General features: G+C 59.8%; 15 protein-coding genes. 2 read left to right on the top strand and 13 right to left on the bottom strand.

Annotated features, from left to right (window positions below):
- Nucleotides 1-19 precede the first annotated feature (19 nt).
- A complete protein-coding gene (locus tag M1D99_RS08620; protein ID WP_458131645.1) occupies nucleotides 20-481 on the bottom strand; it encodes a PaaI family thioesterase in 462 nt (153 codons plus the stop codon).
- The gene (locus tag M1D99_RS08615) at nucleotides 478-954 is read right to left on the bottom strand and encodes a PaaI family thioesterase (RefSeq protein ID WP_434574679.1); all 477 of its coding nucleotides are present in this window, start codon (nucleotides 952-954) and stop codon (nucleotides 478-480) included. The genes M1D99_RS08620 and M1D99_RS08615 overlap by 4 nt, the downstream gene beginning before the upstream one ends.
- Before the next feature lie 158 nt (nucleotides 955-1,112).
- Between M1D99_RS08615 and M1D99_RS08610 the strand changes: the two genes are divergently transcribed.
- On the top strand, nucleotides 1,113-1,373 hold the full coding sequence (locus tag M1D99_RS08610; protein ID WP_186708134.1) for a hypothetical protein: 261 nt from the start codon (nucleotides 1,113-1,115) through the stop codon (nucleotides 1,371-1,373).
- A 73-nt stretch (nucleotides 1,374-1,446) separates the two neighbouring features.
- Here the strand turns inward: M1D99_RS08610 and M1D99_RS08605 are convergent, their stop codons facing one another.
- The 11 genes from M1D99_RS08605 to sdhC all read right to left on the bottom strand — a co-directional run bounded on the left by M1D99_RS08605 (nucleotide 1,447) and on the right by sdhC (nucleotide 15,685).
- Nucleotides 1,447-2,184, bottom strand: coding sequence for a DUF599 domain-containing protein (locus M1D99_RS08605; protein WP_186708136.1), 738 nt, complete (start codon nucleotides 2,182-2,184; stop codon nucleotides 1,447-1,449).
- 271 nt (nucleotides 2,185-2,455) lie between these two features.
- A complete protein-coding gene (gene brnQ, locus M1D99_RS08600) occupies nucleotides 2,456-3,769 on the bottom strand; it encodes a branched-chain amino acid transport system II carrier protein (protein WP_053123957.1) in 1,314 nt (437 codons plus the stop codon).
- 529 nt (nucleotides 3,770-4,298) lie between these two features.
- Nucleotides 4,299-5,183, bottom strand: coding sequence for a succinate--CoA ligase subunit alpha (sucD, locus tag M1D99_RS08595; RefSeq protein WP_014339581.1), 885 nt, complete (start codon nucleotides 5,181-5,183; stop codon nucleotides 4,299-4,301).
- The gene (sucC, locus tag M1D99_RS08590; RefSeq protein WP_003179235.1) at nucleotides 5,183-6,349 is read right to left on the bottom strand and encodes an ADP-forming succinate--CoA ligase subunit beta; all 1,167 of its coding nucleotides are present in this window, start codon (nucleotides 6,347-6,349) and stop codon (nucleotides 5,183-5,185) included. The genes sucD and sucC overlap by 1 nt, the downstream gene beginning before the upstream one ends.
- A 196-nt stretch (nucleotides 6,350-6,545) precedes the next feature.
- Entirely contained in the window at nucleotides 6,546-7,982 is a 1,437-nt protein-coding gene (gene lpdA, locus M1D99_RS08585) for a dihydrolipoyl dehydrogenase (protein WP_186708138.1), read from the bottom strand.
- A gap of 111 nt (nucleotides 7,983-8,093) precedes the next feature.
- On the bottom strand, nucleotides 8,094-9,317 hold the full coding sequence (gene odhB / locus M1D99_RS08580; protein ID WP_186708140.1) for a 2-oxoglutarate dehydrogenase complex dihydrolipoyllysine-residue succinyltransferase: 1,224 nt from the start codon (nucleotides 9,315-9,317) through the stop codon (nucleotides 8,094-8,096).
- Nucleotides 9,318-9,361: 44 nt separating this feature from the next.
- Nucleotides 9,362-12,193 (bottom strand): 2-oxoglutarate dehydrogenase E1 component, encoded by a 2,832-nt coding sequence (locus tag M1D99_RS08575; RefSeq protein ID WP_434574676.1) that lies wholly within the window; start codon nucleotides 12,191-12,193, stop codon nucleotides 9,362-9,364.
- 263 nt (nucleotides 12,194-12,456) lie between these two features.
- Nucleotides 12,457-13,161, bottom strand: coding sequence for a succinate dehydrogenase iron-sulfur subunit (locus M1D99_RS08570; RefSeq protein WP_053123967.1), 705 nt, complete (start codon nucleotides 13,159-13,161; stop codon nucleotides 12,457-12,459).
- A gap of 11 nt (nucleotides 13,162-13,172) precedes the next feature.
- Nucleotides 13,173-14,945 (bottom strand): succinate dehydrogenase flavoprotein subunit, encoded by a 1,773-nt coding sequence (sdhA, locus tag M1D99_RS08565; RefSeq protein WP_053123969.1) that lies wholly within the window; start codon nucleotides 14,943-14,945, stop codon nucleotides 13,173-13,175.
- Between the two features lie 3 nt (nucleotides 14,946-14,948).
- A complete protein-coding gene (sdhD, locus tag M1D99_RS08560) occupies nucleotides 14,949-15,317 on the bottom strand; it encodes a succinate dehydrogenase, hydrophobic membrane anchor protein (protein WP_030138327.1) in 369 nt (122 codons plus the stop codon).
- Nucleotides 15,311-15,685 carry a succinate dehydrogenase, cytochrome b556 subunit gene (sdhC, locus tag M1D99_RS08555; RefSeq protein WP_003179220.1) on the bottom strand — a complete coding sequence of 125 codons (375 nt, stop codon included), beginning with the start codon at nucleotides 15,683-15,685 and terminating at the stop codon, nucleotides 15,311-15,313. The genes sdhD and sdhC overlap by 7 nt, the downstream gene beginning before the upstream one ends.
- A 365-nt stretch (nucleotides 15,686-16,050) precedes the next feature.
- Here sdhC and gltA point away from each other — a divergent pair, with 365 nt between their 5' ends.
- A complete protein-coding gene (gene gltA, locus M1D99_RS08550; protein ID WP_003204440.1) occupies nucleotides 16,051-17,340 on the top strand; it encodes a citrate synthase in 1,290 nt (429 codons plus the stop codon).
- Nucleotides 17,341-17,379 lie beyond the last annotated feature (39 nt).

The following is a 17,379-nucleotide window of genomic DNA, read 5'->3' as shown; positions in this document are numbered from 1 at the left end:
GGGGGCGACGCGGATGATTTCAAGGGCGATCAGGTTTTGAGGGTTCCTGGATCTTGAAATGCGCCCGGGCAGTGGCGATGGGTTGGGCTTCGACGTCTTGCCAAGCCGTGATCGCAACGTTGGCGACCCGTCGCCCCTGGCGCCAGACCTGGCATTTGGCGTAGGTGTCGCGAAACTGTCCGGTGCGCAGGTAATCCAGGGAAAAGTCGATGATTTTCGGTATGCCTGGCGTGCCGGTGGCGATCAACAAATGCACCGCAGCGGCCAGTTCCATGAAGCCGGCGATGACCCCGCCATGGATGGCCGGCATTAAAGGGTTACCAATGTTGTCCTTGTTGGCCGGCAGGCGAAACAGCAAGTCATCGCCCTGGCGCCTGCAGTCGACGCCGATGAGTTGGGCATAGGGAATCGAGGCAAGTAGCAGCGCATAGTCGCCCTGCTCGCAGGCGCGGCGCAGTTGTTCCTGGGTGGTATCGGTCATGGTTGGCCCACGGTGGTTATCGGACTGGCCTTGCCCATGCCCCTGGCATGCTGGCCCAGGCGCATGAACGTGCCCACCACGTGGGCGATGGGCTGCTCGGGGTCGTCCTGATAGGCGAAACCGCGGGTGAAGATCACGTCCGGGGTCACCCGATAGCATTGCGCGAAACCATAGACGTCCTTGTGCGGCTCGGCGGCGTGCATGTAGTCGATGCGCAGGTCGAGGGTGGGACAGACTTCGAATTGCGGCAGCACACACAAGGTCGACATGCCGCACGCGGTGTCCATCAATGAGGTCAACGCGCCACCGTGGATGATGCCCGTCAGGGGATTACCAACGATTTGCGGGCTGAACGGCAGGATGACCGTCAGCCCATCGCGACTGGCGCTGTGCAGCTTCAAGCCCAGCACCTGGCAATGCCGCAGGGCGGATAAAAAGCGTGTAGCACGCTCAAAAATGGGATCTTCAGCCATGTCCATCAATGCCCTCGTTTGTGCAGAGGCCCGGCAACGGGCGTGTTCGCTAAAGTTCCGCGAGCGTGCAAAGTTATATATCTGTAGCAAAAGAGGAACTTAACCTGAAGGGGCGCGCTCAAAAGGCCAGTAGTTATTTCCATAAGGAGAAACACCCCATGCGTAAGACTTTTGCTATTGCCTTGATGTTGGCCGCTTCCCTCGGCCTCGCTGCCTGCGATAAAAAATCCGAGGACAAAGCTCAAGATGCCCAACAACACGCTGAGCAAGCTCAGCAAGACATGAACAAAGCACAGGATAAAGTGAACGACGCGGCGAAAGAAAACGCCGAAGCCGCCAAAGCTCAGTCTGAATCGAACAGTGCCGCGCAGCAGGAACAAGCTCCTGCTCCTGCTCCTGAAGCGCCTAAAACCAACTGATACGGTTTTAGCAGTAAAAGAAAACCCGCCTGGCGCGGGTTTTCTTTTGCCTGTGATTTGGAGGCGGCGTCTGTCAGGCCGCTTCCTTGCCGGCCTCGGGCGCTGGTGCTTCGGTGGGGGTATAGACCATCACATCCAGCACATCGGAGTGAAACTCGCGCTGATACAACACGAACACCACGCCTGCACTCATCAACATGAATAACCAGGGGCTGACAAACCACGCCAACATGGTCATGCCGAAGTAATAGGCACGCAGGCCGAAGTTGAATTGGTTGGCCGCCATGGAAATCACCCGCGCCGCCCTTAGTGCGAAGGCTTTGCGCTCTTGCTCCGAGACATGGCGCTCGCCGATCATCGGTGCCGAACCAATCAGCACCGCCGCGAAGTTGTATTGGCGCATGCACCAACTGAACGTGAAGAACGCATACACGAACACCAGTGCCAGGCACAGCAACTTGACCTCCGCCATGCCCTGGGAAGCCTGTTGCACCAAGGGGATGTCCGCCAGCAACGACACCGCCCGATCCGAGGCCCCAAGCACCGTCAGGATGCCCGCCAGGATGATCAGTGTGCTGGAAGCGAAGAATGACGCGTTGCGCTCCAGGTTGCCGATCACGCTGGCATCGGCGATGCGGTTCTCGCGCAGCAGCATGCGGCGCATCCAGTCTTCGCGGTACAGGTGCATGACACTGGCCAGGCAGGCCGTGTCGCGGGCCTTCCAGGAGGCATAACGGGTGTAGCCCGCCCAGCAGATGATGAACCAGGCGGCGGCAAGCAGATGGATCAGGTTGGCTTGGATGAATGACATTCGATTTCCTGTGACGAAAACAAAGCTGTGGCAACTTGCAATGGACCCCTGTGGGAGCGGGCTTGCTCGCGAATGCGGTGTGTCAAACGGCATATTTGTAGCTGGTACACCGCATTCGCGAGCAAGCCCGCTCCCACAGGGTTCTGCAGGTTTTTCAAGACACTGCTTCGACGTTTACCCACGAAAAAAGACACTGCCGCCCAAAAAAAATGCCCCGTATCGATTGATACGGGGCATTTCGGTTCTTGCCGGTGGATCTGCCTGTTGTCGCTTACGCCAACGCTTCGCTGCGCTTGCCCAGCAGGCGATCACACACCACCGCGACCGCCAGGGTCATCACCGAAGGCACCAGCCAGGCCAGGCCTTGCTCGCTCAGCGGCAAGTGAGCCAGCTGCGTCGGCATCCAGTCCGCCAGCCCCGCGCCCTTGAGCGCATCGATCAGGCCAAACAGGAACGACACCAGCATCACCGGGCCAACGATGCGCCCCTGCTCGTGCCAGAAATCCTTGCAGAAGCTCAGGGCCACCAGGGCGATGCACGGTGGGTAGATCGCGGTGAGGACCGGAATCGAGAACGCGATCAGCTTGGTCAGGCCCAGGTTGGACACCAACAGCGAAAAGGCCGCCAGGATCACCACCAAGGTCTTGTAGGACAGCGGCAACACGCGGCTGAAGTACTCGGCGCAGGCGCAGGTCAGGCCGACCGCGGTCACCAGGCACGCCAGGGAAATCAGCACCGCCAGGAAACCGCTGCCCAGGCTGCCGAAGGTGTGTTGCACATAGGCGTGCAGCACGGCGGCGCCATTGGTTGCGCCCGCGGCTACTTCATGGCTGCCCGAACCCAGGCGGAACAGGCTGACGTAGACCAGCGCCAGACCCACGCCGGCAATCAGCCCGGCGATGATCGCGTAACGGGTGATCAGGGCCGGTGACTCGACGCCCCGGGAGCGGATCGCATTGACGATGACAATGCCGAACACCAAGGCGCCCAGGGTATCCATGGTCAGGTAGCCATTGATGAAGCCTTGGGAAAACGGCGCCGCCACGTATTCGGGCGTGGCCACGCCGATATCGCCGGCCGGCAAGGCAAACGCAGCGATGCCGAGCACGGCCAGGGCGATGATCTTCAGGGGAGCAAGGAAACGTCCGACGGTGTCCAGCAGGCGGCCCGGGTAGAGCGAGATGAAAAACACCAGCAGGAAATACACCGCGCTGTAGAGGAACAGCGCCAGCGGGCTTTCGCCGGTCAGAGGCGCCAAGCCGACTTCGAACGAAACGGTGGCGGTACGTGGCGTGGCGAACAGCGGGCCGACAGCCAGGTAGCACACCGCCGCCAGCAACCCACCGGCGATTTTTCCGATGGGGCTGCTCAGGGCATCCATCGCGCCGCCGACCTTGGCCAATGCAACGACCGTGATGACCGGCAGCCCGACCGCGGTGATCAAGAAGCCCAGCGCCGCCATCCAGACATGGGGCCCGGACTGCAAACCGACGATAGGCGGGAAGATGATGTTGCCAGCCCCGACGAACAGGGCAAATGTCATGAAACCAAGCGCCAGGATGTCCTGGCCTTTCAACACTTTCATTAAGGAAACCACACTACTGAATCGGAATTTAGAGAGGGATTTCCCCGAGGGTAGAGGGAAATGCTGCCGATCCGTATGGGACCGACCCGTTTAGCGCGGCGCTTCCTTTTGGGCAGCGATCGCAAAAATGGCTGCTAGCCTAACGAATTTGGCGATAAAACGCACTGTAAAGGGGCAAACTATCCGATGCACGACGCTCCCGTGTCGCGTTTTTGCATCTAAATGGTTGACGACTGTAATTCCGTCATCGCGAGCAAGCTTGCTCCCACAATGCAATACACTCATGCCTTTGTGGCGAGGGAGCTTGCTCCCGCTGGGCTGCGCAGCAGCCCCAATACAGGCAACCGGATCTATTCAGGTAAACGGCGCAGTCTGGTTTACGACTGCTGCGCAGCCGAGCGGGAGCAAGCTCCCTCGCCACAAGGACCTCCCTACATTTCCCAAGTAAAACGGCTGTACAGTCGGCCAGAAACGACAAAGGCCACCCGGAGGTGGCCTTTGTTGCTGGAACGAAAAGGTCAGCCGAAGCTTACTTCTTCATTTCCCAGCCAGTCAGCTCGGCCAGGGCCTTGCCGATGTCTGCCAGCGAACGCACGGTTTTTACGCCTGCGTCTTGCAGCGCAGCGAACTTCTCGTCTGCAGTGCCTTTGCCGCCAGAGATGATTGCGCCAGCATGGCCCATGCGCTTGCCCGGAGGAGCAGTCACACCAGCAATGTAGGAAACAACCGGCTTGGTCACGTTGGCCTTGATGTAGGCAGCCGCTTCTTCTTCAGCCGAACCGCCGATCTCACCGATCATGACGATCGCTTCGGTCTTCGGGTCTTCCTGGAACAGCTTCAGGATGTCGATGAAGTTCGAGCCTGGGATCGGGTCACCGCCGATGCCGACGCAAGTCGACTGACCGAAACCGGCGTCAGTGGTCTGCTTCACGGCTTCGTAGGTCAGGGTGCCGGAACGGGACACGATACCGACCTTGCCTGGCAAGTGAATGTGACCTGGCATGATGCCGATCTTGCATTCGCCTGGAGTGATCACGCCTGGGCAGTTAGGGCCGATCAGGGTGATACCCAGCTCGTCGCACTTGACCTTGGCTTCCAGCATGTCGATGGTCGGGATGCCTTCGGTGATGCAGACGATCAGCTTGATGCCGCCGAACGCTGCTTCAAGGATGGAGTCCTTGCAGAAAGGAGCCGGAACGTAGATCACGCTGGCGGTAGCGCCAGTGGCGGCTACAGCGTCTTTCACGGTGTTGAACACGGGCAGGCCCAGATGCTCGGTGCCGCCTTTGCCCGGAGTCACGCCGCCAACCATCTTGGTGCCGTATTCCAGGGCTTGCTGGGTGTGGAAACTACCTTGCGAACCGGTAATGCCCTGGCAGATAACCTTGGTGTCTTTGTTGATCAGGACGCTCATTATTTGCCCTCCGCAGCTTTAACGACTTGTTGAGCAGCGTCGGTCAGGCTGGTAGCAGCGATGATGTTCAAACCGCTTTCTGCCAGTACTTTAGCGCCCAGCTCAGCGTTGTTGCCTTCAAGGCGAACAACAACCGGGATTTTCACGCCGACTTCTTTCACGGCGCCGATGATGCCTTCGGCAATCATGTCGCAGCGAACGATGCCGCCGAAGATGTTGACCAGTACTGCAGCGACGTTGGTGTCGGACAGGATGATCTTGAACGCTTCGGTAACGCGTTCCTTGGTAGCACCGCCGCCCACGTCGAGGAAGTTGGCTGGCTTGCCGCCATGCAGGTTGACGATGTCCATGGTACCCATGGCCAGGCCGGCACCGTTGACCATGCAGCCGATGTTGCCTTCCAGGGCTACGTAGTTCAGTTCGAACTTGGCAGCGTGCGCTTCGCGCGGATCGTCTTGCGACGGATCGTGGAAAGTCTTCAGCTTAGGCTGACGGTACATGGCGTTGGCGTCGATGTTGATCTTGGCATCGAGGCAGTGCAGGTCGCCGTCGGCCTTGATCACCAGCGGGTTCACTTCCAGCAGGGCCAGGTCGTGGTCCTGGAACAGCTTGGCCAGGCCTACGAAGATCTTGGCGAACTGAGTGACCTGCTTGCCTTCCAGACCCAGCTGGAATGCCAGCTCGCGACCCTGGAATGGCTGTGCGCCAACCAGCGGATCGATGGTGGCCTTGAGGATTTTCTCAGGGGTATCGTGAGCGATTTTCTCGATGTCCACGCCACCTTCGGTGGAAGCCATGAACACGATACGGCGGCTCGAACGGTCAACGACAGCGCCCAGGTACAGCTCTTTAGCGATATCAGTGCACGATTCAACCAGGATCTTGGTGACTGGCTGGCCGTTGGCGTCAGTCTGGTAAGTCACCAGACGCTTGCCCAGCCACTGCTGTGCGAAGGCTTTGGCGTCTTCTTTGCTGCGAACCAGCTTGACGCCGCCCGCTTTACCGCGACCACCGGCGTGAACCTGGGCTTTGACAACCCATTCGCTGCCGCCGATTTTGTCGCAAGCTTCTGCTGCCGCTTCCGGGGTGTCTACCGCGTAGCCGGTGGATACTGGCAGGCCGTACTCAGCGAACAGCTGCTTACCCTGATACTCGTGAAGATTCATGCTTATTACCGTCTTCGTTAGGTACTGCGCATTCGGTGCTGCACCGTTGTGGTGCCGCACCACCTGTGACTGCTGCTTGCGTAGCGTTCCGGTGAACCAGTGTCGCTACGCAAGGCTGCGTCCAGCGGATATTCCGCGGTGAGTCTTGCTCGCAAGGCTCACGACGGGCCATACCGCCGTGGTTTCTTATTGTCTATTAACGCTTCTTGCGGTTGGCCACGTGGATGGCGCCGCCATTTACGGCCAGGGCCGCTTCGTGCAAGGCTTCGGACAGGGTCGGATGGGAGAAGACCATCATGCCCAGATCCTCAGCGCTGGTGCCGAATTCCATACCGATCGCGCCTTGCTGTACCAGCTCGGCAGCGCTTGGGCCAATGACGTGAACGCCCAATACGCGATCCGTCTTGGCGTCGGCAATGACTTTCACGAAACCACCGGTATCGTTGGCTGCCATGGCACGGCCGGAGGCTGCGAACGGGAAGGTGCCGACGTTAACTTCAACGCCTTCGGCTTTCAAGGCCTGCTCGGTCTTGCCAACCCATGCGATTTCCGGGTGGGTGTAGATAACCGATGGGATCAGGTCGTAGTTCATCTGGGCTTTGTGGCCCTTGATGCGCTCGACGACCATGATGCCTTCTTCGGAAGCCTTGTGGGCCAGCATCATGCCGCGAACCACGTCACCGATGGCGAACACGCCCGGTACGGCGGTAGCGCAATGGTCATCGACCGCGATGAAGCCGCGCTCGTCGATTTCCACGCCGCTGTCGGCAGCCAGCAGGTCGGTGGTCACCGGACGACGGCCGACCGCAACGATCAGCTTGTCGAAGGTGATGGTCTGTTCGCCCTTGGCGTCGGTGTAGGTCACCACGACTTCTTCGCCGTTGACCTTCGAACCGGTCACGCGAGCGCCCAGCTTGATGTCCAGGCCCTGTTTGGTCAGGGTTTTCAGCGCTTCCTTGGATACCGCGGTGTCAGCGGCCATCAGGAAGGTGTCGAGGGCTTCGAGCACGGTCACTTCAGCGCCCAGGCGCGACCATACCGAACCCAGCTCGAGGCCGATCACGCCAGCGCCGATCACGCCCAGGCGTTTTGGCACGGTCTGGAATTCCAGGGCGCCGGTGGAGTCGACGATCACATTCTGGTCGACCGGAGCCGGTGGAATGTCGATTGGACGCGAGCCGGGTGCCAGGATGACGTTTTCGGCTTCGATCACTTCAACCGAGCCGTCTGGCTTGGTCACTTCGACTTTCTTGCCCAGCAGCAGCTTGCCGTGGCCTTCGATGGAGGTCACGCCGTTGGCCTTGAACAGGGTGGCGACACCGCTGGTCAGGTTCTTGACGATGCCAGCCTTGCGGCCAACCATCGCGGCGACGTCCATCTTCACTTCACCGGTAGAGATACCGTGAACGTTGAAGCTTTCTTTCGCTTCCTTGTATTTCCAGGAGCTGTCCAGCAGCGCCTTGGACGGAATGCAACCGACGTTCAGGCAAGTACCGCCCAAGGCCTGTTTGCCTTCCTTGTCGGTGTATTTCTCGATGCAGGCAGTGGAGAGGCCCAGTTGCGCAGCCTTGATGGCCGCTACGTAGCCGCCAGGGCCCGCACCAATCACTACCACGTCGAATTTCTGAGTCATGAGTCATTCCTTTTCGAATCAAACCGGACGATCACTTGGGGTGACCGTCGAGGGACGAAACCGGTTGTTTCAGCAAGAGGCCGGTCGACAGACCGGCCCTCGCGGCGAAAATCAGATATCCAGCAGCAGACGAGCCGGATCTTCAAGCAGGTTCTTGATGGTGACCAGGAACGTCACGGCTTCTTTGCCGTCGATCAGGCGGTGATCGTAGGACAGAGCCAGGTACATCATCGGACGAATCACGACCTGACCGTTGATCGCCATCGGACGCTGCAGGATGTTGTGCATGCCCAGGATAGCCGCTTGCGGCGGGTTGACGATCGGGGTCGACATCATCGAACCGAATGTACCACCGTTGGTGATGGTGAACGTACCGCCGGTCATCTCTTCGATGGACAGCTTGCCGTCACGGGCCTTCTTGCCGAAGGTGGCGATGCCGCCTTCGATTTCGGCCAGGCTCATCAGCTCGGCGTTGCGCAGTACCGGAACCACCAGGCCACGGTCGCTGGAAACAGCAACACCGATGTCGGCGTAGCCGTGGTAGACGATGTCGGAACCGTCGATCGACGCGTTGACGGCCGGGAAGCGTTTCAGCGCTTCGGTGGCAGCCTTGACGAAGAACGACATGAAGCCCAGGCGTACGCCGTTGTGGGACTTCTCGAACAGGTCCTTGTACTTCGAACGCAGGGCCATGACTTCGGTCATGTCGACTTCGTTGAAAGTGGTCAGCATCGCCATGTTCGACTGGGCTTCAACCAGACGCTTGGCCACGGTGGCGCGAACGCGGGTCATCGGAACGCGTTTTTCAACGCGATCACCGGCAGCGAACACCGGAGCGGCGGCGGCAGGTGCGGCAGGCTTGGCAGGCGCGGCGGCTGGCGCGGCTTTCTTGGCGGCAACGGCTGCCACCACGTCTTCCTTGGTCACACGACCGCCCTTGCCAGTGCCGGCAACGGAAGCGATGTTGATGCCATTCTCTTCAGCCAACTTGCGAGCAGCAGGCGCGGCGACTGGATCGTCTTCGCCCGAAGCAGCAGGCGCAGCGGCCTGAGCGGCAGCCGGTGCGGCAGCGGCGGCTGGAGCGGCGGCAGCAGCGCCGCCCTCTTCGATCGAGCCCAGGACCTGGTTCGACAGAACGGTAGCGCCCTCTTCGGCAACGATTGCGCCCAGCACGCCGTCAGCTTCGGCCAATACTTCCAGCACGACCTTGTCGGTCTCGATGTCGACGATCAGGTCGTCACGCTTGACGGCCTCGCCTGGTTTCTTGTGCCAGGTGGCAACGGTGCCATCGGCAACCGATTCCGGGAATGACGGGGCTTTGATTTCGATAGCCATTATCTGTGGGTCCTTAAAATTCGGTTTCAGTCAGCGCGAAGGCGTTAAACAGTGAAGGCATCTTGCAGCAGTTTTTCCTGCTGCTCGGCGTGCATCGACGCATAACCACACGCAGGTGCAGCGGAAGCATCACGGCCGGCATATTCCAGGCCCAGGGCCTTGTTATGGTTGCCGATGCTGCGACGCAGGTGATGCTGGCTGCTGTACCACGCGCCTTGGTTCATCGGTTCTTCCTGACACCACACCACATGGGTGAGGTTGGTGTAAGGCGCGATGGCCTCCATCAGGTCTTCTTCCGGGAACGGGTAAAGCTGCTCGATACGCACGATGGCGATGTCTTCGCGGCCTTCGGCACGACGTTTTTCCAGCAGGTCGTAGTAGACCTTGCCGCTGCACAGGACCAGGCGAGTCACTTTCGCCGCGTCCAGGGTGTCGATTTCCGAAATGACCGTCTGGAACGAGCCTTCGGCCAGGTCCTCGAGCGTGGAAATCGCCAGTTTGTGACGCAGCAGCGACTTCGGTGTCAGCACGATCAGCGGCTTGCGCAGCGGACGGATGACCTGGCGACGCAGCAGGTGGTAGATCTGCGCCGGAGTCGTCGGTACGCAAACCTGGACGTTGTGCTCGGCGCACAGCTGCAGGTAGCGTTCCAGACGTGCCGACGAGTGCTCCGGCCCCTGCCCTTCATAACCGTGTGGCAACAGCATGGTCAGACCGCAGAGACGGCCCCACTTGTGCTCGCCGCTGGTGATGAACTGGTCGACAACCACCTGGGCACCGTTGGCGAAGTCGCCGAACTGCGCTTCCCAGATCACCAGGGCATTTGGCTCGGTGGTGGAATAGCCATATTCGAACGCCAGGACGGCTTCCTCGGACAGCAGCGAATCGTACAGGTCGAAACGTGGCTGGCCTTTATACAGGTGTTGCAGCGGGATGTGGGTGCTGGCGTCTTTCTGGTTGTGCAGCGCCGCGTGGCGGTGCGAGAAAGTGCCGCGGCCTACGTCCTGGCCGGTGATGCGGATCGGGTGACCTTCGAACGCCAGGGTCGCGTACGCCATGGTTTCGGCGTAACCCCAGTTGATCGGCAGGCCACCGGCTTGCATCTTCTGCCGGTCTTCGTAGATTTTCGCAACCTGGCGCTGGACCACGAAGCCTTCCGGGATTTCCAGCAGCTTGGCGGACAATTCCTGCAGGGTCTTGAGGTCGAAACGCGTGTCGTGACGCGCGGTCCAGGCGTGGCCCAGGTACGGACGCCAGTCCACGAACAGTTCCTTGTTCGGTTCCTTGACCAGGCTTTTTACCACGTGCAGGCCGTTATCCAGGGCGTTGCGATATTCATCGACTTTTTCCTGGACGCGGCCGGCATCCAGCACACCGCCCTGGGTCAGGCGCTCGGCATACAGCTCACGGGTGGTGCGCTGCTTGGCGATCTGCTGGTACATCAGCGGCTGGGTGCCGCTTGGCTCGTCGGCCTCGTTGTGACCGCGACGACGGTAGCAGACCAGGTCGATCACCACGTCACGCTTGTATTGCATGCGGTAGTCGATGGCCAACTGGGTCACGAACAGCACGGCTTCCGGGTCATCGCCATTCACATGGAGAATCGGCGCCTGGATCATTTTCGCGACGTCGGTTGCGTACTCGGTGGAGCGCGAGTCCAGCGGGTTGCTGATGGTGAAACCGACCTGGTTGTTGATCACGATGTGCACGGTGCCGCCGGTCTTGAAACCGCGGGTCTGCGACATCTGGAAGGTTTCCATGACCACGCCTTGACCGGCGAATGCCGCGTCACCGTGGATGGAGATCGGCAGCACCTTCTCGCCGGTCGGATCGTTACGACGATCCTGGCGGGCACGGACCGAACCCTCGACCACCGGGGAAACGATTTCCAGGTGGGACGGGTTAAAGGCCATGGCCAAGTGGACTTCGCCACCGGTGGTCATCACGTTGGACGAGAAGCCCTGGTGGTATTTCACGTCACCGGAGCCCAGCTCGACCTTCTTCTTGCCTTCGAACTCGTCGAACAGCTCGCGCGGGTTCTTGCCGAAGGTGTTGACCAGAACGTTCAGGCGGCCACGGTGGGCCATGCCGATGACGACTTCCTTGGTGCCGTAGGAACCGGAACGCTGGATCAACTCGTCGAGCATCGGAATCAGGCTTTCGCCGCCTTCCAGGCCGAAACGCTTGGTGCCCGGGTATTTGGTACCCAGGTATTTTTCCAGGCCTTCACCGGCGGTGACGCGCTCGAGCAAGTGGCTCTTGATGTCGGCGGAGTACGTCGGACGGCCACGAACGCTTTCCAGACGCTGCTGGAACCACTGGCGCTGCTCGGAATCGGTGATGTGCGTAAATTCAGCGCCGATGGTGCGGCAATATGTCTGCTGCAACGCTTCGTGAATTTCGCGTAGGCTCGCTTCCTCTTTGCCGATGAACAGGTCGCCGGCACGGAAGGTCGTATCAAGGTCGGCATTGGTCAAGCCGTAGTGAGTGATCGACAGGTCTGCAGGTGCAGGACGCTGCCACAGCCCCAGCGGGTCAAGCTGGGCTGCCTGGTGGCCACGCATCCGGTAGGCCTGGATCAGTCGCAGTACTTCAACTTGCTTCTTCTCGTGCTCGGAGCTCACGCTGCCGGCAGACACCGGTTGAGCGCGGCGCTGGTTCTTTGCCAGCAGCACGAAATGGTCGCGAATCGTCGAGTGCGAAACATCGGTGGCAGAGTTACCGTCAGCGGGCAACTTCTGAAAGTAGGTGCGCCATTCTTCTGGCACAGCGTTAGGGTCGTGCAGGTAGAGCTCGTAGAGCTCTTCCACATAGGCAGCGTTACCACCGGAGAGGTGGGCACTGTTCCACATGCGCTGCATCACGCTTTCTTGCATGCTTGGTCACCCTCGATTAGGGGAACACCACCGGCGAAAACACCGAGCAAACTTGCAGAAGTCCGAGTGCAGCGACTAAAACAAGCCACTTAGGATCACGCTGATAGTCCGGGTACCAGCCCGGATGCCCCTGCTTGTCTCATTTCTTCAAAATAAGAACCGCCGCTTTGTAAGCGGCTGTTCTGGTTATAGCCATGACGCGGGTTGAAGCCCGCGCCCTGGCCTTTACGGGTACAACGGTCCTACGGGGTACAGCAGCTGAATCACACGCCGCTTTGCAGCAGCATGTTACGAATGTGACCGATGGCCTTAGTCGGGTTCAGGCCTTTCGGACAGACGTTGACGCAGTTCATGATCCCGCGGCAGCGGAATACGCTGAACGGGTCATCCAGCGAAGCCAGACGCTCGGACGTCTTGGTGTCACGGCTGTCTGCCAGGAAGCGGTACGCTTGCAGCAGGGCGGCCGGGCCCAGGAACTTGTCCGGGTTCCACCAGAAGGACGGGCACGACGTCGAGCAGCAAGCGCACAGGATGCACTCGTACAGACCGTCGAGCTTTTCACGCTCTTCCGGAGACTGCAGACGCTCGATGGCCGGAGCCGGCGTGTCGTTCTGCAGGAATGGCTTCACCTTCTCGTATTGCTTGTAGAAGATGCTCATATCGACGACCAGGTCACGGATAACCGGCAAACCTGGCAACGGACGCACCACCAGCTTGTTGCCCTTGACCACGGCCGACAACGGCGTGATGCAGGCCAGGCCGTTCTTGCCGTTGATGTTCATGCCGTCGGAGCCGCAAACGCCCTCGCGGCAAGAGCGACGATAGGAGAAACCCTCGTCCTGCTCTTTGATCAGGGCCAGCACGTCCAGCACCATCAGGTCTTTACCACCGGTATCGACCTGGAAGTCCTGCATGAACGGCGCAGCGTCCTGATCAGGGTTGTAGCGATAAACACTGACTTGCAACATAGCGGTCACCCTTAATAAGTCCGGACTTTTGGTTCGAAAGTCGGAACAGTCTTCGGCGAGAAGTTCACGGCACGCTTGGCGACGCGTTTTTCACCCGGGAAGTACAAGGTGTGGCACAGCCAGTTTTCGTCGTCACGGTCTTCGAAGTCTTCGCGGGCGTGGGCGCCACGGGACTCTTTACGCACTTCTGCGGCGATGGCGGTGGCTTCGGCCACTTCCAGCAGGTTCTGCAATTCCAGCGCTTCGATACGGGCAGTGTTGAACGCCTGCGACTTATCGTTGATCTTCACGTTGGCGATTCGTTCACGCAATTGCGCCAGCTGGGCGATACCCTTCTGCATGTATTCGCCGGTACGGAACACACCGAAGTAGTTCTGCATGCAGTTTTGCAGCTCGCGACGCAGGGTTGCCACGTCTTCGCCTTCGGTACGCTCGTTCAGAGCGGACAGACGCGCCAGGGCGGCTTCGATGTTGGCGTCGGTGGCATCGTCATACTCGATACCGTCGGACAGCGCTTTCTCCAAGTGCAGGCCGGCAGCACGACCGAAGACCACCAGGTCGAGCAGCGAGTTGCCGCCCAGGCGGTTGGCACCGTGGACCGATACGCAAGCCACTTCACCCACTGCGAACAGGCCAGGGATGATTTCGTCCACGCCTTCGCCGTTCTGGGTGATCGCCTGGCCGTGGATGTTGGTGGCAACGCCGCCCATCATATAGTGGCAGGTTGGAACCACTGGAACCGGCGCGACGACCGGATCGACGTGAGCGAAGGTCTTGGACAGTTCGCAGATCCCTGGCAGGCGGCTGTGCAGCACTTCCTCGCCCAGGTGATCGAGCTTGAGCATCACGTGGTCGCCGTTCGGGCCACAGCCGTTGCCGGCGATGATCTCTTTAACCATCGAACGAGCCACGACGTCACGACCGGCAAGGTCCTTGGCGTTCGGCGCATAACGTTCCATGAAACGCTCGCCGTGCTTGTTGATCAGGTAACCCCCTTCACCACGGCAACCTTCGGTCACCAGTACACCGGCGCCGGCGATGCCGGTCGGGTGGAACTGCCACATTTCGATGTCTTGTACCGGCACGCCAGCACGCAGGGCCATGCCGACGCCGTCACCGGTGTTGATCAGGGCATTGGTGGTGGATGCGTAGATACGGCCTGCACCGCCGGTCGCCAGTACGGTGGCCTTGGCGCGGATGTAGGTGGTTTCGCCGGTTTCGATGCAGATCGCGATCACACCGACGAAGGCGCCGTCCTGGTTCTTCACCAGGTCAACCGCGTAGTACTCGTTCAGGAACGTGGTACCGGCCTTCAGGTTGCCCTGGTACAGGGTGTGCAGCAGTGCGTGGCCGGTACGATCGGACGCCGCGCAAGTACGCGCTGCCTGGCCGCCCTTGCCGTAGTCCTTGGACTGCCCGCCGAACGGACGCTGGTAGATACGACCTTGCTCGGTACGGGAGAACGGCATGCCCATGTGGTCCAGCTCGAACACCGCGGCCGGGCCTTCCTGACACATGTATTCGATAGCGTCCTGGTCACCGATGTAGTCGGAACCCTTGACGGTATCGTACATGTGCCAGCGCCAGTCATCGTTCGGGTCGGCCGAAGCGATGGCGCAGGTGATGCCACCCTGGGCGGAAACGGTGTGCGAGCGCGTCGGGAAAACCTTGGTGATCACGGCAGTCTTGTGACCACCCTGTGCCAGTTGCAGCGCCGCGCGCATGCCGGCACCGCCACCACCAATAATGATGGCGTCGAAAGAAATCGTTGGAATGTTAGCCATGAATCAGATACCCCAGAGAATCTGCACACCCCAGACGAAGTAAGCGAACATCGCAACGCCGCATACCGCCTGGAAGAGGAAACGTACGGCAGTCGCCGACTTGCCGAACGCCATTTGCGTCAGGTAGTCGGTCGCGATGGTCCACATGCCGACCCAGGCGTGGGCGCCCAGTGCGACAAGTGCCAGCAGACTGAAGATACGCATCCAGTTGTTTGCGAACAGTTCATGCCATTGGGCATAGCCAATGCCAGGGTTTGCCACGACATATCCGATCAGGAAAATGAAGTAAGCCGCGAGAACGACCGCAGACACACGCTGGGCCATCCAGTCGTAGAGGCCCGAACGCGAAAGGTTCGTGACGTTGGTTACCATATCCAGACTCCTGCCAGAACGATCAGCACCGCAGACACGGCGATAATGATTTTCGAGCCCAGTTTGCCGCCTTCCAGCGTCTCACCGATGCCCATGTCCATGATCAAGTGGCGCACACCGGCAACCAAGTGATACAGCAAGGCGGACAGGATGCCCCAAATCACTAGCTTGGCTAGCGGACTGGTCAGACACGCCTTCACCTGACCGAAGCCTTCTTCCGAATCGAGCGACTTGTCCAATGCATAAAGCATGATGGCCAGGCTGACGAAGAGGATGACACCGGAAATACGGTGAAGAATGGACGTGTAAGCAGTGACTGGGAGTTTGATGGTCCTTAGGTCTAGGTTTACAGGTCGTTGGCTTTTCACGGCTTTTTTTTCACACTGAAGAGCCCCTAACAATCAGGGCAAAGTTGTTGGGGCGCGCACTGGTCAGGTACTCACCACCCAGGGAGTGACGACCCCCAAGAAAGCAGGCCCAAAAGCCCCTGGCGGTCGGTGGCCGAGTATAGACAGTTAGGCTACTAATGACAACGCGTTCACCTTCCCCTAATAGCGCATTGCACATATGGCGCAAAAGGCGTAAACGGCAGGCAATTTCGCGGAAAAAGTCCGGTTAAAGCCTTCTGGAGCAAGACTTTAGGCAAATTGACATTCGGATTTATCTCACTATAGTGGTGCGGGCCCTGCGTGGGGGGTCTGTCTGATGATTCCAAGCATTAATAGGAGGCCACATGGCTGACAAAAAAGCGCAGTTGATCATCGAGGGCGCAGCCCCCGTCGAGCTGCCCATTTTAACCGGCACCGTTGGTCCCGATGTAATCGACGTACGGGGCCTGACGGCCACGGGCCGTTTCACCTTTGACCCAGGTTTCATGTCGACCGCCTCGTGCGAGTCGAAAATCACCTACATCGACGGCGACAACGGCATCCTGCTGCACCGCGGCTACCCGATCGAGCAACTGGCTGAGAAATCGGACTACCTGGAAACCTGCTACCTGCTGCTCAACGGCGAGCTGCCAACCGCAGAGCAAAAGGCCCAGTTCGTCAGCACGGTGAAGAACCACACCATGGTTCACGAACAGTTGAAGACCTTCTTCAACGGTTTCCGTCGCGATGCCCACCCGATGGCCGTCATGTGCGGCGTTGTCGGCGCCCTCTCCGCCTTCTACCACGACTCCCTGGACATCAATAACCCCCAGCATCGCGAAATCTCCGCGATCCGCCTGGTGGCGAAGATGCCGACCCTGGCAGCCATGGTCTACAAGTACTCCATGGGCCAGCCCATGATGTACCCGCGCAACGACCTGACCTATGCAGAGAACTTCCTGCATATGATGTTCAACACCCCGTGCGAGATCAAACCGATCAGCCCGGTGCTCGCCAAGGCCATGGACCGGATCTTCATCCTCCATGCCGACCACGAGCAGAACGCCTCCACGTCCACCGTGCGCCTGGCCGGCTCGTCGGGTGCCAACCCGTTCGCCTGTATCGCCGCCGGTATCGCCGCACTCTGGGGCCCGGCCCACGGCGGTGCCAACGAAGCGGTACTGACCATGCTCGATGAAATCGGCGATGTCTCGAACATCGACAAGTTCATCGCCAAGGCCAAGGACAAGAACGATCCGTTCAAGCTGATGGGCTTCGGTCACCGGGTCTACAAGAACCGCGACCCACGCGCCACCGTGATGAAGCAGACTTGCGACGAAGTGCTCAAGGAACTGGGGATCAAGAACGATCCGCAACTCGAACTGGCCATGCGCCTGGAAGAGATCGCCCTGACCGACCCATACTTCATCGAGCGCTCGCTGTACCCGAACGTCGACTTCTACTCGGGGATCATCCTCAAGGCGATCGGCATTCCAACCAGCATGTTCACCGTGATCTTCGCCCTGGCGCGGACCGTGGGCTGGATCTCCCACTGGAAGGAAATGCTCTCCAGCCCGTACAAGATCGGCCGCCCGCGCCAGTTGTACACCGGCTACGAGTCGCGTGACATTACCCAGCTGGAAGATCGCAAGTAAGACCTGCCTTGCGCTAGGTCCCAAGCGGCACTGAAACAG

The organism is Pseudomonas sp. R3-41, from assembly GCF_054161485.1.
Note: the sequence above shows the minus strand (reverse complement) of the source record. Positions and strands in the feature narration are given on the sequence as shown.